The following is a 14,508-nucleotide window of genomic DNA, read 5'->3' on the forward strand; positions in this document are numbered from 1 at the left end:
GCCTCCTGGGCTGCGGACGTTCCCCCCCCCCCCGCCCCTTCTTGCCCACAACCGCCGCCGGGGCTGAATTCATTCAGCCCGTCCGGCGTTTGAGGGCGCGGGGCCCGTCCGGCGATTGAGGACAAAAGGGCGGGCGGGTGGGGGCTTGGGTTACCGCCAGACCTGGTAGCGGGGGTGGGTGCGGGGTGGGCGGAGGGCCAGGGTGGCGCAGATGAGGGCGAGGGGGAGCTCGGCGCCCAGGGCCATGGCGAGGGCGGAGCCGAAGTCGCTGCCGGCGGCGGCGGTCGTGACGTCGAACCAGGCGTCGACGACCAGCAGCATCGCGGTGGCCGCGGCCACGACGGACCGCCGCGGATCGCGCCGGAGGGTCAGGACGCCGGTGGCGATCAGCCCGAGCGCCTCCATGGAGTCCAGCCCGACCCAGGCCAGCGCCCAGTGCGACGCGGTGGTGGTGGTCGGCAGCCCGACCGCGAGCACCACCAGCCAGGGCACGAGCGCCACGCCGCAGGCGACCAGCACGTAGCCCGGCCATCGCCGCGCCGGGCTGTCCCGTGGATGCGTTATGTCGGCGGGCTGAACCGGCGCCTCGGGAGCGGTCGGCCGCGCCGCGGGCAGAGGAATGACTTCCGCGAGCTCCGGCAGTTCGTGGACGTAGATCGACATGGCGGCGGTTCTCCTTCCGGCACCGTGCCAGGTACAACACCGGGCACACCGCAAAGCCTTCCGGGACCGCGCCCGGAAAACAGTGGCGCACGGTTCCCAACCGTGGTGGTGCCAGGTACACCACCGATTCGGGGGCTGCGCCCCTACGCAGCCGACCTCGGGGGTGAATACGGTGAGCCGCATGGAATCCGCATTGGTACGGGCGATCGGCTACGCCCCGTGGTCGGCCCGCGCGTGGCGCGACACCGCGTTCGCCACCGCCGGGGTCGTGCCCGCCCTGGCCGTCCCCGCGGTGGCGCTGTGCTGGATCCCCTTCCCGCTGTACTCGCTGTTCGTCATCCCCCTCCTGCCCGCGCTGGCCGCGGGCATGACCGCGGTGCAGCGCAGCCGCTTCTGGTCGCTGCTGGGCCTCGACGTCCCGCCGACCCGGCACGACCTGCCCTGGTACACCCCGCGCGGCGTCGTCCACCGGCTGAGCAGCGCGGCGACCTGGCGGCAGCTGGCGTACCACGGCCTCGCCGCCCCCGCGGCGGCGCTCGGCGCGGCGGCCGTGGTGTGCTGCTGGTGCCTCGGGGCGGTGTGCGCGCTGGTGCTGTCCTGGATATGGGCGCTGCCGATCGGCAAGCGGCTGCCCGAGGCGCTGCAGAACTACGTACCGCTGACCGTCGCCGGAGTGCTGCTCCTGCTGGCCGCCCCGTTGCTGGCCAGGGCCGTCACCTGGTGCGACACCGCGTCGGCCGCGGCGCTGCTCGGCCCCAGCCGGGCCACCCAGCTGCGCCGCCGGGTCGAGGACCTGGCCGAGAGCCGCGCCGAGGTGGTGGACGCGGCCGACGCCGAGCGGCGCCGGATCGAACGCGATCTGCACGACGGCGCCCAGCAGCGGCTGGTGTCGCTGGCGATGAACCTGGGCCTGGCCCGCGCCACCCTCAAGGACCTGCCGCCCGAGGCGCGCTCGGTGATCGACGAGGCGCACCGCGAGGCCAAGGACGCGATCGAGGAGCTGAACAACCTGGTACGCGGGCTGCACCCGGCCGTCCTCGACGACCGCGGCCTGGACGCCGCGCTGTCCGGGGTCGCCGCCCGCGCCCCGCTGCCGGTCCGGCTCACCGTCGAGATGCCGCGCCGGGCCGCGCCCACCGTCGAGGCCGTGGCGTACTTCGTGGTCTCCGAGGCGCTGGCGAACGTCGCCAAGCACGCCCGCGCGCACCGCGTCGAGGTGGTGGTGCGCGGCACCGGGGACCGGCTGGTGGTGACCGTGGAGGACGACGGGATCGGCGGCGCCGACCTGTCCCGGGGCACCGGTCTGACCGGTCTGGCGGGTCGGGTACGGTCCGTCGACGGAACCCTGACCATCGACAGCCCCGCCGGGGGCCCGACCCTCATCACCGTGGAGCTGCCGTGCGCGCTGTGATCGCCGAGGACTCGCTGCTGCTGCGGATCGGCCTGGTGAAGGTGCTGGAGACCGCGGGCTTCGAGGTGGCCGCGGAACTCGGGGACGCCGAGGAGGTGCTCGCCGCGGTCGAGACGCACCGCCCCGACCTCGCGGTGCTCGACGTCCGGATGCCGCCGTCCTTCACCGACGAGGGCGTCCGCGCCGCGCTGATGATCAGGCGGCAGTGGCCGGACACCGCCGTGCTGCTGCTGTCGCAGTACGTGGAGGAGCGGTACGCCGCCGATCTGCTCTCCAGCCGCGGCGGCGGTATCGGCTATCTGCTCAAGCAGCGGGTCGCGGACGTGGAGGAGTTCATCGACGCGCTGCGCAGGGTCGCGGCCGGCGGCACCGCGCTCGACCCGCAGGTCGTCTCGCAGCTGCTGCTGCGCCGCAACAGCGACCCGCTGGAGCGGCTGACCCCGCGCGAGCGCGATGTGCTGAAGCTGATGGCCGAGGGGCGCTCCAACGCCGCCATCGCCGAGCAGCTGGTGGTGGGGGAGAGCGCGGTCGGCAAGCACATCAACAACATCTTCGCCAAGCTCGACCTGCCGCCCGCGGACGGCGACCACCGCCGGGTGCTGGCCGTCCTGCGCTTCCTGGAGGGGGCGTGACGACCGCACCGATACCCGCGGGGCCGCCCGCCGGGCGGCCGCGCGACCACCGCCCTTGGTGGCTGGCCGTCGCCGCGCTCACCGGCGCCCTCCTGGCGCTCACCCTCGGCAGCGACGCCTGGGCGCTGGTCAACCGGCATACGGGCGACCGCTCCTACACCCTTCCGCACCCCGTGCGGGCGGTGGAGGTCTACGCGGGCGCGAGCGCGGTGAACGTCTCGACGGGCGCGGCACACCAGGTCGGTGTCGCCGAGCACGCGGTGTGGTCCACGACGCGTCCCGCGCTGCAGCGGACCTGGATCGGCGACACCCTCCAGGTGCGGTCGGGCTGCGACGACAGCGCCTTCTTCCTCCTCCAGGCGCTGGACTGCCAGGTGACGCTGGACGTCATCGTGCCCGCCGACGTGTCGGTTCTGGTGTCGACGTCGTCCGGCTCGGTCCAGGTGCGCAACGTCACCGGGGACGTCAACACCCGTACGTCGTCCGGCTCGACGCACCTGGAGGCGCTGGGCGGCGCCGTCGCGGCGCGTACCGACTCGGGGGAGATCTCCGCGGACGACCTGCTCTCCCGGACGGTGACCGCACAGGCCGGATCGGGCACCGTACAGCTCGACTTCGGCGCCGCGCCGGACCGGGTGAGCGCGCTCGTCGGCTCGGGCTCGGTGGACGTGGTGGTGCCCAGGGGCCGGCGCTACAACGTCGGCGGGCAGACCGGCAGCGGCAGCCGCGACATCGACCCCCTGCTGCGGGACGGCGCCGCGCCGCGGACCGTCGACGTGTCCTCGGGCTCCGGCTCGGTGAGCGTGCGCTACCCGTAGCGCCGCGCCCGGAAGATACGCAGCGCGCCCGCTCAGGCGCCGCCGAGACCGCCCACCACGAGCTCGCAGACGGCGGTGAACGCCGCGTCGATGCCGGGGTCGGCCCACTGCGGCGCGTACACCGGGTCGTGGAACCGGCCGGTGGCGTCCCAGATCGCGCGGGCGGCGGTGGCCGGGTCGCGCGGGGTGAAGGCGCCCTCGGCCACGCCGTCCGCGACGATGCCGGAGAGCTGGCCGAGCATCTTGTCGATGTGGCGGGTGATGGTGTCGCTGTGCTCGCCGACCAGCACCTGGTAGGTGGCGAAGAGTTCGGGGTCGAGCCCGGCCTTGCCGCGCTTGGCGGCGAAGAGTTCGGCCAGCCAGTCGCGCAGCCGCCCGGCGGCGGGGCCGTCCGCCGCCGCGATCGTCTCCAGGTTGGCGTGCGTGCGGTCCAGCCAGCGCTGGGTGACCGCCTCGCGCAGCTCCGCCTTGGTGCGGAAGTGCCGGTAGACGCTGCCGTGGCTGACGCCCAGTGCCCGCGCCACGTCGACCACGGTCGCCTTGGCGGGACCGTAGCGGCGCAGCACGTCCTCGGTGGCGACGAGGATCCGTTCGGGGGTCAGGGTCTCCGGCGGCATGGCGGGGCGGGCCTTTCGGTTGTCGGACGTCCAGTGTGCGCTGTCCGCCCGGCGCGGTCCGCCGCCGGGCGCACCTCGGGCACCTTCCCCGGCGGTCAGCGCTCGCTGTCGAGCAGCGCCATCTGGTGGGCGTCGTATCGGCTGCCCGCGGCGGCGCCCGCCGGTACGGCCTCCTCGATCGCGGCCAGCTCCGCGGCGTCCAGCGTCACGTCGAGCGCGCCCAGCGACTCCGCGAGCCGGTCCCGGCGGCGGGCGCCGATCAGCGGCACGATGTCGTCGCCGCGGGACATCACCCAGGCGATGGCGGCCTGCGCGACGGTGACGCCCTTGCCCTCCGCGACCTTGCGCAGCGCGTCGACCAGCGCCAGGTTGCGGTCCAGGTTCTCGCCGGAGAAGCGCGGGCTGCGGCCGCGGAAGTCACCGGCGCCGGTGGCGCGGTCCCGGGTCCAGTGGCCGCTGAGCAGACCGCGGGACAGGACGCCGTACGCCGTGATGCCGATGCCCAGCTCGCGGGCGGTGGGCAGGATGTCCTCCTCGATGCCGCGGGAGAACAGCGAGTACTCGATCTGCAGGTCGGCGATGGGCGCGACGGACGCGGCCCGCCGCAGGGTGTCCGCGCCGACCTCGGAGAGCCCGATGTGGCGGACCCGCCCCGCCTGCACCTGCTCGGCGATCGCGCCGACGGTCTCCTCGATCGGCACCTGGTCGTCGACGCGGGCGATCCGGTAGATGTCGACGTGGTCGGTGCCGAGCCGGTTGAGCGAGTACGCGAGGAAGTTGCGCACCGCGGCCGGGCGGCCGTCGTAGCCGCCCCAGCCGCCGTCGATGTCGCGCAGCGCCCCGAACTTGACGCTGATGACGGCCTGGTCGCGGCCCTGGGAGCTGGAGCGCAGGGCGTCGCGCATGAGCAGTTCGTTCAGGCCCATGCCGTAGAAGTCGCCGGTGTCGAGCAGGGTGACGCCCGCGTCGAGCGCGGCGTGGATGGTGGCGACGGACTCGGTGTCGTCGGCCGCGCCGTAGAACGCGGACATGCCCATGCAGCCGAGGCCGAGGGCGGAGACGGCCGGTCCGGTGGAGCCGAGGGTGAGGGTACGCATCGCGGGGTCTCCTTCGGGAAGGTGTCCCTCCACACTGACACGTGGACTGACAGATTTCAATATCTGTCAGTCCACGTGTGATCGTGCGATACCGCCAGGCGTGACCTACGTCAGCGGGCGTGCCCCGTCGGGCCGCCCGTCAGACGACCTTCCTCGGCAGCCGCAGGCTGAGCGCGACCGTCGCGGCGACCGCCGCGAGCTGCGCCACCAGCGCCCACACCAGGGCGTCCCGCACGCCCACCGAGGAGGACAGGGTCAGGAAGAGCGTGCCCAGGGTGGCCACGCCCAGCGCCAGGCTGGACTGCTGGGTGGTCGCCATCGCGCCGCTGCCGACACCGGCCTGCGCCGCGGGCACCTCGCTGAGCACGATCCGCAGCACCACCGGCAGGACGAAGCCCTGGCCGAAGCCGAGGATCGCCATGCTCGGGGCGAGCGTCAGCACACCCAGGTCCGGCCAGCCGTAGTGGAAGGTCGCGGCCAGCGAGACCAGGCCGACCGCCTGGATCAGCGAGCCCGCGGTCACCACGTCGCGGCCGAAGCGGGCCACCATGCGCGGGCCGAGCAGCGAGGCGGCGAAGAACGCCGCGCACAGCGGGGCGAGCGCGGCGCCGGCGGCGAGAGCGCCGAAGTGCAGACCGTCCTGCATGGCCACCGCCAGCACGAACATGAAGCCGCCGAAGCCGAGGCAGAAGGGGACGATCAGCAGCAGGCCGCTGCGCACGCTGTGGATACGGACCAGCGACGGCGGCAGCAGCGGATTGCCCCCGGTGCGCTCGCCGCGCCGCTCCACCGCCACGAAGGCGGCCGCCGCCAGCGGGAAGACCGCGAGCAGCACCCACGACCAGAGCGGCCAGCCCGCCGCGCGGCCCTCGGTCAGCGGCAGCAGCAGCGTGATCAGGGTGATCGCCAGCAGTACGGTGCCCGCCCGGTCGATCTTCGCCGGGTTGGCGGACCGGGTCTCCGGCACGGACTTCAGCGCCAGCACCAGCGCGACGGCCGCGACGGGGACATTCACCAGGAAGATCGACCGCCAGCCGCTGCCGGCGATGTCCGCGGAGACCAGCACGCCGCCGAGCACCTGGCCGACGACGCTGGCGATGCCCGCGGTCGCGCCGTAGTAGCTCAGCGCCTTGCCGCGGCTGCTGCCGGAGGTGGCGGCCTGGATGGTGGCGAGTGCCTGGGGGAGGAGCAGCGCGGAGGCGGCGCCCTGGGCGACGCGGGCCGCCACCAGGGTCCAGGCGGTGGGGGCGACGCCGCAGGCCAGCGAGGTCGCGGCGAACAGCCCGAGGCCCCACAGGAAGAGGTTGCGGCGTCCGAACATGTCGCCGAGCCGGCCGCCGAGCACCAGCAGGACGGCGTACGCGACGCCGTATCCGGCGACGACCATCTCCAGCACCGCGGGTCCCGCGTTCAGGTCGCGGTCGATGGTGGGCAGGGCGACGTTGACGATGAAGAAGTCCACCATCGGCAGCGCGGCACCGAGCAGTACGGTCAGCAGGCCGAGCGCGCTCAGCGCGGGGGCGGGGGTGCCAGGGGTGGAGGCGAGGGGACGGGCGGGTGCTCCCACGCGGGTCACGCGGGGCAGCACCTGGGCCCTTGACGGCAGGGTCTGTTCCATTCGTTCGGTCACATGGTCCACACTGGACCTGTTCTCAGGGTGGTACCAGAGACCGTTTATCCAGGTATACCGAGCACCTGGCAACCGCCTCCTCGGTGGTGCACCCTGGGAATATGACCGCGATCGTGCCCAGCAGGGAAGCCGCATCCACGCCCGCGCAGGCCGTGCGGCCCGCGAAGCCCGCGCAGGCCCAGCCCTCCGCCGCCGACGCCGACGCGATCCGCCGCCGTGAGCTGGCGTCGTTCCTGCGCAGCCGCCGCGAGCGGATCTCGCCCGACCAGGTCGGGCTGCCACCGGGGCGCCGCCGCCGTACACCGGGACTGCGCCGCGAGGAGGTCGCGCAGCTCGCCGCGGTCGGTGTCACCTGGTACACGTGGCTGGAGCAGGCCCGCGACATCCAGGTGTCGGGCCAGGTCGCCGACGCGATCGCCCGCGCCCTGATGCTCGACCTCACCGAGCGCAGGCATCTGTTCACCCTGGCCGGCACCACCGACCCGCGCCCCAACATGGACTGCCCCGGCATGTCGACGGCCGTCCGCACCATGCTCGACCAGCTCGAACCGCTGCCCGCCGCGGTCTTCAACGGCCGGTACGACATCATCGCGTACAACCGCACCTACGGCCGGCTGGTGACCGACCTGGACGCGCTGCCGTTCGAGGACCGCAACATCATGTGGCTGGCCTTCACCGACCCGCTGTGGCGCGAGCGGATGGTCGACCGGGACGAGAGCATCCGGCTGATGGCCGCCAAGTTCCGCGCCTCGATGGCGGAGCACATCGCGGAGCCCGCCTGGAAGGCGCTGCTCAAGCGGCTCCAGCAGGCGTCGCCCGACTTCTGCGAGGTGTGGGAGCGGTACGAGGTGCTGCAGCCCGACGGCCACATCAAGCGCTACCTGAACCCCGATGTGGGCCTGCTCGCCTTCGACTTCACCCATCTGTGGCTCGGTCCGCAGCAGGGGCCGCGGCTGACCACGTACACCCCGGCGGACGACATCACCCGCGAGCGCCTCGACCGGCTGTACGCGCTGGCGCTGGCCGAGTCCGGCGGCGGCGCCGGGGCGCGGGGCGCCGAGCGGCGGGTGGGCATGCCCGGGTAGTCCGGGTCAGGGTCCAGGGCTGAGTCCGGGGCCGGGCCGGGCCGGGCCGGGGTCCGAGGCCGGGTCGGGGTCGGGGTTCGGGGCCGGGTCCTCACCCCTCGTCGTCCTCCGCCGCCGCGAGCGTGGTCATGATGCGGTCCAGCGCCGCCAGGTCCGCCTCCGGCAGGGCGCGGAGGGCGGGCGGCGGGGTGCCGAGGATCTCCTCCGCGCGGGCGGCGACGGCGCGGCCCTCGGGGGTGGCCGAGACGATCTTGCTGCGGCGGTCCGTGGGGTGCTGGTGGCGTTCCACCAGGCCGCGCTTGGCGAGGTCGTCCACCACGAGCGTGAGGTACGGCCGGTCGGAGCCGAGCCGGGTGGCCAGCTCGCTGAGCGGGGCCGGGGCGACGGCGACCCGCCGCAGCACCTTGACCCGGAAGAAGCTCATCCCGAGCGCCTCGACAACGTCCTTGCGGCGCTCGCCGCGCTCCAGCAGCACGGTCCTGAGGTTGCGCCACACACGAGCGGTCATCTCGTCGACCACCTCGGCCGGCTCGCCCGCCACCTCCCCGGCGGCCGGATCGAGCGGAGAGGCGGAGGCGGAGGCGGCGGGGCCGGATGTCGTCGTCATGAGGTGCTCACCGGGATTCGGGTGTCTTCGGATGCCAGCAGTCCGGCCGCGCGCTCCGCGGTGCCGCGGGCCCAGCGGCCGGTGGTGAGCGTACCGAGTACGAGCACCGACACGCCGCAGCCGGTGACGACCCACCAGGCCGCGGTGTGCAGCCCGGCCGCCAGGACGGCGCCGACCACCGCGACGCCCAGCGACTGGCCGACCTGCCTGCTGGTGGAGGCGACCGCGGCGGCCACCCCGGCCTGCGCCCGCGGCATCCCGGACACCGCGGTGTTGGTGATGGGCGCGTTGACCAGGCCGAAGCCGATCCCGAACAGGACGTACGAGGTGAAGAGCAGCGCGTTGGAGGACTGCGCGTCCAGCGCCGCGAACAGCAGGCCGCTCGCGGTCATCGCCGTACCCGCGAGCACCAGCGACAGCCGCGGCCCGCGGTTGCCCACCAGGCGGCCGGAGATCGGCGCGAAGACCAGGCACATCAGGGCCATCGGCACCATGTAGAGACCGGCGTCGAGCGCCGACAGGCCCCGTTCGTTCTGCAGGTAGAGCGTGTTGAGGAAGAGGAAGCCGCCGAGCGCCGCGAAGCCGCTGACCGCGATCACCGTCGCCCCGCTGAAGGGCACGCTGCGGAAGAACCGCATGTCGATCAGCGGATCGGTGCGCCGCTTCTCGTACCGGGTGAGCGCGGCGACCGCGGCCACCGTCACGGTGAAGCAGCCGATGATCAGCGGCGAGGTCCAGCCCGCGCCCGCGCCCTCGATGATCCCGTACGTCAGGGAGCCGAGCAGCGCGATCACCAGGATCTGGCCGACCGGGTCGACGCGGCGCGCGCGGGGCGCGCGGGACTCGGGGATGTACAGGGTGGTGAGGAGGAGGGCGAGCAGCCCGATGGGCAGGTTGATCCAGAAGATCGACCGCCAGCCGACGCTCTGCACCAGCGCGCCGCCGACGATCGGACCCGCCGCCATGCTGATGCCGACGACGCCGCCCCACACGCCGATCGCGCGGGCCCGTTCCCGCGGGTCGGAGAAGGTGTTGGTGATGATCGACATCGCCACCGGGTTGAGCATCGAGCCGCCGACCGCCTGCACCATCCGGAAGGCGATCAGCCAGCCCAGGCTCGGCGCGAGGCTGCACAGCACGGATCCGGCGGTGAAGAACACCAGGCCGGTACGGAAGACCCGGCGCCGTCCGATCCGGTCGGCGGTGGAGCCGGCGAGCAGCAGCAGGGAGGCGATCACCACGAGGTAGGCGTCGATCGTCCACTGGAGCCCGGAGACGGAGGCACCGAAGTCCTTCTGCATGGACGGCAGCGCCACGTTGAGGATCGTGTTGTCCAGGCTGACGATCAGCAGGCTCATGCAGCAGATCGCCAGGACGAGCAGGCGGCGCCGGTGCGACAGCTCGGTCATCGGTGCTGACTCCCATGGTTGTACGAGTCGAATCATTCTTATCGTACAACCAATTCGTTGTGGTCGTACAACCAAATCCGTGGGCTGCCCGCCGCGTACGGGACAATGGGCCGCATGACCGCTGACACCACCCTGACCAGGACCGCGACCCCGGCCGTCCCGAGCGCCGCTCCCGCCGAGGGGCCCACCGCCGCTCCGGCCGCCGCGCCCGGCACGCTCCGGATCGGCCCGCACGCGGTGTGGCCGCCGGTGGTGCTCGCCCCGATGGCGGGCATCACCAACGCGCCGTTCCGCACCCTGTGCCGGGAGTTCTCGGGCGGCAAGGGCCTGTTCGTCAGCGAGATGATCACCACCCGGGCGCTGGTCGAGCGCAACGAGAAGACCATGCACCTCATCCACTTCGACGCCACCGAGACGCCGCGCTCGATCCAGCTCTACGGCGTCGACCCGGTGACCGTCGGCAAGGCCGTACGGATGATCGTGGACGAGGACCTGGCCGACCACATCGACCTCAACTTCGGCTGCCCGGTGCCCAAGGTGACCCGCAAGGGCGGCGGCTCCGCGCTGCCGTTCAAGCGCAACCTGCTGCGCGCGATCCTGCGCGAGGCGGTCGGCAACGCGGGCGACCTGCCGGTCACCATCAAGATGCGCAAGGGCATCGACGACGACCACCTCACCTACCTCGACGCGGGCCGGATCGCCGTCGACGAGGGCGTCACGGCGGTCGCCCTGCACGGCCGTACGGCGGCCCAGCACTACGGCGGCACCGCCGACTGGGAGGCCATCGCCCGGCTCAAGAGCCACGTCCCCGAGATCCCGGTGCTCGGCAACGGCGACATCTGGTGCGCCGACGACGCGGTACGGATGATGCGCGAGACCGGCTGCGACGGCGTCGTGGTCGGCCGCGGCTGCCTGGGCAGGCCCTGGCTCTTCGGCGACCTGGTGGCGGCCTTCGAGGGCGGCGCGGCACCGGCCACCCCCGGCTTCGGGCAGGTCGCGGCCGTGATGCGGCGCCACGCCGAGCTGCTCGGGCAGTGGATCGGCGACGAGTCGCGCGGCGTCGTCGACTTCCGTAAGCACGTGCCCTGGTACACCAAGGGCTTCTCGGTCGGCGGCGAGCACCGCCGCGGGCTGGCCACCGCGTCCTCGCTGGCCGAGCTGGACGACCACCTCGGGCAGCTCGACCAGGAGCAGTCCTGGCCCGCGCACGCCGACGGCCCGCGCGGCCGTACCGCGCCCGGCAAGCGCGTGATCCTCCCCGACGGCTGGCTCGACGACCCGTACGAGTGCGCGGCGCTGACCGAGGACGCGGAGAGCGACACGTCGGGCGGCTGAGGGGTGTCCGGGGGTTCCGGACTGTGAGACGCGCTGTCCAGGCGGCACGTGATTCATGCCACGCTTGATAGGGCTTGCGCTCAGATGAGCGGAAAACGCGTCCCCTATCTCTCGAATTCATGGCACTCAGTGCCACCCGGGTTGCCTCCAGCAGATCACGCCACTCGTCACTCAGCGTATAAATCGGCGGTTTCCCGCCTCGCTCTGCGGGGTCATGCGTTCGAGCCGTGAACGAAGTCCGAAACGCCGTTGTCGGCTGTCTGCTTTCGATCTCCCGGCAGACGAGCGGTTACGACCGTGTGTCGAGGTGATGGACGTACTGCAGAGCCTTCGAGATGGGTACGCTCCCCGCCGTCAGGGCATCCCGGTCGCGAGGAGTCGAGGCCCGTGTCGGCACGACAGAAGAAGCAGAAGTTCGTCTACGACTTCACTGAGGGCAACAAGGACCTCAAGGACCTGCTCGGCGGGAAGGGTGCGAACCTGGCCGAGATGACCAACCTCGGCCTGCCCGTCCCTCCGGGCTTCGCCATCACGACCGAGGCGTGCAAGGTCTATCTGGAATCCGGCGCGGAGCCTTCCGCGCTGCGCGACGAGGTGAGTGCGCACCTCGCCGCGCTGGAGAAGCGGATGGGCAAGAAGCTCGGCCAGCCGGACGACCCGCTGCTGGTCTCCGTGCGCTCCGGGGCGAAGTTCTCCATGCCCGGCATGATGGACACCGTCCTCAACATCGGTCTGTCCGACGCGTCCGTCGCCGGACTCGCGAAGCAGGCCGGCAACGAGCGCTTCGCCTGGGACTCCTACCGCCGTCTTGTGCAGATGTTCGGCAAGACCGTGCTGGGCGTCGACGGCGAGCTCTTCGAGGAGGCCCTGGACGAGGCCAAGCGGGCCAAGGGCGCCGACAGCGACCTCGGTCTGGACGCGGCCGACCTCAAGCAGCTCGTCGAGGACTTCAAGGCGATCGTCGCCAAGCAGGCGGGCCGGGACTTCCCGCAGGAGCCGCGCGAGCAGATGGACCTCGCGGTGCGCGCGGTCTTCGACTCGTGGAACACCGACCGCGCCAAGCTCTACCGGCGCCAGGAACGTATCCCCGGCGACCTGGGCACGGCCGTCAACGTCTGCTCCATGGTCTTCGGCAACCTCGGCCCCGATTCCGGCACCGGCGTCGCCTTCACCCGCGACCCCGCCAGCGGCCAGCAGGGCACCTACGGCGACTACCTGCAGAACGCGCAGGGCGAGGACGTGGTCGCGGGCATCCGCAACACCGTGCCGCTCGCCGACCTCGAAGGCATCGACAAGGCGTCGTACGACCAGCTCCTGCAGATCATGGAGACGCTGGAGACGCACTACCGCGACCTGTGCGACATCGAGTTCACCATCGAGCGCGGGCACCTGTGGATGCTGCAGACCCGGGTCGGCAAGCGGACCGCCGGCGCGGCCTTCCGTATCGCCACCCAGCTCGTCGACCAAGGGCTGATCGACGAGGCCGAGGCCCTCCAGCGGGTCAACGGCGCGCAGCTCGCGCAGCTGATGTTCCCGCGGTTCGACGACTCCGTCGCGGACGGCGGCACGGTCAAGCGGATCGGCTGGGGCATCGCCGCCTCGCCGGGCGCCGCGGTCGGCAAGGCGGTCTTCGACTCGTACACCGCCGTGAAGTGGTCGCGCTCGGGCGAGCGGGTCATCCTGATCCGCCGCGAGACCAACCCGGACGACCTCGACGGCATGATCGCCGCCGAGGGCATCCTCACCAGCCGCGGCGGCAAGACCTCGCACGCCGCCGTGGTCGCCCGCGGCATGGGCAAGACCTGTGTCTGCGGCGCCGAGGAGCTGGAGGTCGACACCAAGCGGCGGCGGCTCACCGCCCCCGGTGGCGTGGTGATAGAGGAGGGCGACCTCGTCTCGATCGACGGCTCCACCGGCAAGGTGTACCTCGGCGAGGTACCCGTCGTACCGTCGCCGGTCGTCGAGTACTTCGAGGGCCGGATGCACGCGGGCGCCGACGAGGCCGACGAACTCGTCCAGGCCGTGCACCGGATGATGGCGTACGCCGACCGGGTCCGCCGGCTGCGGGTGCGCGCCAACGCCGACAACGCCGAGGACGCCAACCGGGCCCGCCGCTTCGGCGCCCAGGGCATCGGCCTGTGCCGTACCGAGCACATGTTCCTCGGCGAACGCCGCGGACTCGTCGAGCGGCTGATCCTCGCGGACACCGACGCCGAGCGCGACGCCGCACTGGGCGCCCTGCTGCCGCTGCAGAAGGCCGACTTCATCGAGCTGTTCGAGTCGATGGACGGACTGCCGGTCACCGTACGGCTGCTGGACCCGCCGCTGCACGAATTCCTGCCCGACATCACCGAGTTGTCGGTACGGGTCGCGCTCGCCGAGTCCCGCAAGGACGCCAACGAGAACGACCTGCGGCTGCTCCAGGCCGTCCACAAGCTGCACGAGCAGAACCCGATGCTGGGTCTGCGCGGGGTACGCCTCGGACTGGTCATCCCCGGGCTGTTCGCCATGCAGGTACGGGCGATCGCGGAGGCCGTGGCCCACCGCAAGTCCGTCAAGGGCGACCCGCGGGCCGAGGTCATGATCCCGCTGGTCGGTACCGTGCAGGAGCTGGAGATCGTCCGCGACGAGGCCGACCGCGTCATCGCCGAGGTCGAGGCCGCCACCGGCACCACGCTCAAGCTCGCGATCGGCACCATGATCGAGCTGCCGCGGGCCGCGCTGACGGCGGGTCAGATCGCGGAGGCCGCCGAGTTCTTCTCCTTCGGCACCAACGACCTCACCCAGACCGTCTGGGGCTTCTCCCGCGACGACGTCGAGGCCAGCTTCTTCACCGCCTACCTGGAGAAGGGCATCTTCGGGGTCTCCCCGTTCGAGACCATCGACAAGGACGGCGTCGGCTCCCTGGTCCGCAGCGCGGTCGCCGCGGGCCGCGCCACCCGCCCCGGCCTCAAGCTCGGCGTCTGCGGCGAGCACGGCGGCGACCCCGAGTCCGTCCACTTCTTCCACGAGGTCGGCCTCGACTACGTCTCCTGCTCCCCCTTCCGCATCCCCGTGGCCCGCCTCGAAGCGGGCCGCGCCGCGGCCAAGTCCACCGGGAGCGACGCCCGCTGACCCCTCACCCCCTCTGATCCACCTGACCGGGCCGGGGCCCGGTCACCGCCGCCGGCCGGTCCCTTGCCCTGGGGACCGAACCCTCACCGC

General features: G+C 72.6%; 12 protein-coding genes. 6 read left to right on the forward strand and 6 right to left on the reverse strand.

The window, feature by feature from the left end; translation table 11 throughout:
• Positions 1–150: 150 nt before the first annotated feature.
• A complete protein-coding gene (locus AB0M29_RS22440; RefSeq protein ID WP_365385123.1) occupies positions 151–663 on the reverse strand; it encodes a hypothetical protein in 513 nt (170 codons plus the stop codon).
• A 181-nt stretch (positions 664–844) separates the two neighbouring features.
• Here AB0M29_RS22440 and AB0M29_RS22445 point away from each other — a divergent pair, with 181 nt between their 5' ends.
• The 3 genes from AB0M29_RS22445 to AB0M29_RS22455 are packed head-to-tail and all read left to right on the forward strand — an operon-like array spanning position 845 to position 3,524.
• On the forward strand, positions 845–2,074 hold the full coding sequence (locus tag AB0M29_RS22445) for a sensor histidine kinase (protein WP_365385125.1): 1,230 nt from the start codon (positions 845–847) through the stop codon (positions 2,072–2,074).
• Positions 2,062–2,706: a response regulator transcription factor gene (locus AB0M29_RS22450; protein WP_365385126.1), complete on the forward strand. Its 645-nt coding sequence runs from the start codon at positions 2,062–2,064 to the stop codon at positions 2,704–2,706. Before AB0M29_RS22445 ends, AB0M29_RS22450 begins: the two co-directional genes overlap by 13 nt.
• Complete coding sequence (locus AB0M29_RS22455; protein ID WP_365385127.1) at positions 2,703–3,524, forward strand: DUF4097 family beta strand repeat-containing protein; 822 nt, start codon at positions 2,703–2,705, stop codon at positions 3,522–3,524. The genes AB0M29_RS22450 and AB0M29_RS22455 overlap by 4 nt, the downstream gene beginning before the upstream one ends.
• A gap of 32 nt (positions 3,525–3,556) precedes the next feature.
• Here AB0M29_RS22455 and AB0M29_RS22460 read toward each other — a convergent pair whose 3' ends face one another.
• From AB0M29_RS22460 to AB0M29_RS22470, 3 genes are all read right to left on the reverse strand, one after another.
• Positions 3,557–4,141: a TetR family transcriptional regulator gene (locus tag AB0M29_RS22460; RefSeq protein WP_365385128.1), complete on the reverse strand. Its 585-nt coding sequence runs from the start codon at positions 4,139–4,141 to the stop codon at positions 3,557–3,559.
• 95 nt (positions 4,142–4,236) lie between these two features.
• Complete coding sequence (locus AB0M29_RS22465) at positions 4,237–5,238, reverse strand: aldo/keto reductase (protein ID WP_365385130.1); 1,002 nt, start codon at positions 5,236–5,238, stop codon at positions 4,237–4,239.
• Positions 5,239–5,377: 139 nt separating this feature from the next.
• Entirely contained in the window at positions 5,378–6,856 is a 1,479-nt protein-coding gene (locus tag AB0M29_RS22470) for an MFS transporter (protein WP_365385389.1), read from the reverse strand.
• Positions 6,857–6,969: 113 nt separating this feature from the next.
• On the opposite strand from AB0M29_RS22470, the gene AB0M29_RS22475 reads away from it, so the two are divergent.
• Positions 6,970–7,953, forward strand: coding sequence for a helix-turn-helix transcriptional regulator (locus tag AB0M29_RS22475; protein WP_365385132.1), 984 nt, complete (start codon positions 6,970–6,972; stop codon positions 7,951–7,953).
• A 91-nt stretch (positions 7,954–8,044) separates the two neighbouring features.
• Here AB0M29_RS22475 and AB0M29_RS22480 read toward each other — a convergent pair whose 3' ends face one another.
• On the reverse strand, positions 8,045–8,560 hold the full coding sequence (locus AB0M29_RS22480; protein WP_365385134.1) for a MarR family transcriptional regulator: 516 nt from the start codon (positions 8,558–8,560) through the stop codon (positions 8,045–8,047).
• On the reverse strand, positions 8,557–9,969 hold the full coding sequence (locus tag AB0M29_RS22485; protein ID WP_365385137.1) for an MFS transporter: 1,413 nt from the start codon (positions 9,967–9,969) through the stop codon (positions 8,557–8,559). The genes AB0M29_RS22480 and AB0M29_RS22485 overlap by 4 nt, the downstream gene beginning before the upstream one ends.
• 114 nt (positions 9,970–10,083) lie before the next feature.
• Here AB0M29_RS22485 and dusB point away from each other — a divergent pair, with 114 nt between their 5' ends.
• Both dusB and ppdK read left to right on the forward strand, forming a co-directional pair.
• Positions 10,084–11,304 (forward strand): tRNA dihydrouridine synthase DusB, encoded by a 1,221-nt coding sequence (gene dusB, locus AB0M29_RS22490; protein ID WP_365385139.1) that lies wholly within the window; start codon positions 10,084–10,086, stop codon positions 11,302–11,304.
• 387 nt (positions 11,305–11,691) lie between these two features.
• On the forward strand, positions 11,692–14,418 hold the full coding sequence (ppdK, locus tag AB0M29_RS22495) for a pyruvate, phosphate dikinase (RefSeq protein WP_365385140.1): 2,727 nt from the start codon (positions 11,692–11,694) through the stop codon (positions 14,416–14,418).
• Positions 14,419–14,508: the final 90 nt, after the last annotated feature.

This window comes from Streptomyces sp. NPDC051976 (assembly GCF_040680795.1).
GTDB lineage: Bacteria > Actinomycetota > Actinomycetes > Streptomycetales > Streptomycetaceae > Actinacidiphila.

Excerpts from the sequence above, each read along its gene's own strand:
- AB0M29_RS22470 (WP_365385389.1), bottom strand. The coding sequence starts at position 6,856 with ATGGAACAGACCCTGCCGTCAAGGGCCCAGGTGCTGCCCCGCGTGACC.
- dusB (WP_365385139.1), top strand. The coding sequence starts at position 10,084 with ATGACCGCTGACACCACCCTGACCAGGACCGCGACCCCGGCCGTCCCG.
- AB0M29_RS22440 (WP_365385123.1), bottom strand. The coding sequence starts at position 663 with ATGTCGATCTACGTCCACGAACTGCCGGAGCTCGCGGAAGTCATTCCT.
- AB0M29_RS22445 (WP_365385125.1), top strand. The coding sequence starts at position 845 with ATGGAATCCGCATTGGTACGGGCGATCGGCTACGCCCCGTGGTCGGCC.
- AB0M29_RS22465 (WP_365385130.1), bottom strand. The coding sequence starts at position 5,238 with ATGCGTACCCTCACCCTCGGCTCCACCGGACCGGCCGTCTCCGCCCTC.
- AB0M29_RS22475 (WP_365385132.1), top strand. The coding sequence starts at position 6,970 with ATGACCGCGATCGTGCCCAGCAGGGAAGCCGCATCCACGCCCGCGCAG.
- AB0M29_RS22480 (WP_365385134.1), bottom strand. The coding sequence starts at position 8,560 with ATGACGACGACATCCGGCCCCGCCGCCTCCGCCTCCGCCTCTCCGCTC.
- AB0M29_RS22460 (WP_365385128.1), bottom strand. The coding sequence starts at position 4,141 with ATGCCGCCGGAGACCCTGACCCCCGAACGGATCCTCGTCGCCACCGAG.
- AB0M29_RS22485 (WP_365385137.1), bottom strand. The coding sequence starts at position 9,969 with ATGACCGAGCTGTCGCACCGGCGCCGCCTGCTCGTCCTGGCGATCTGC.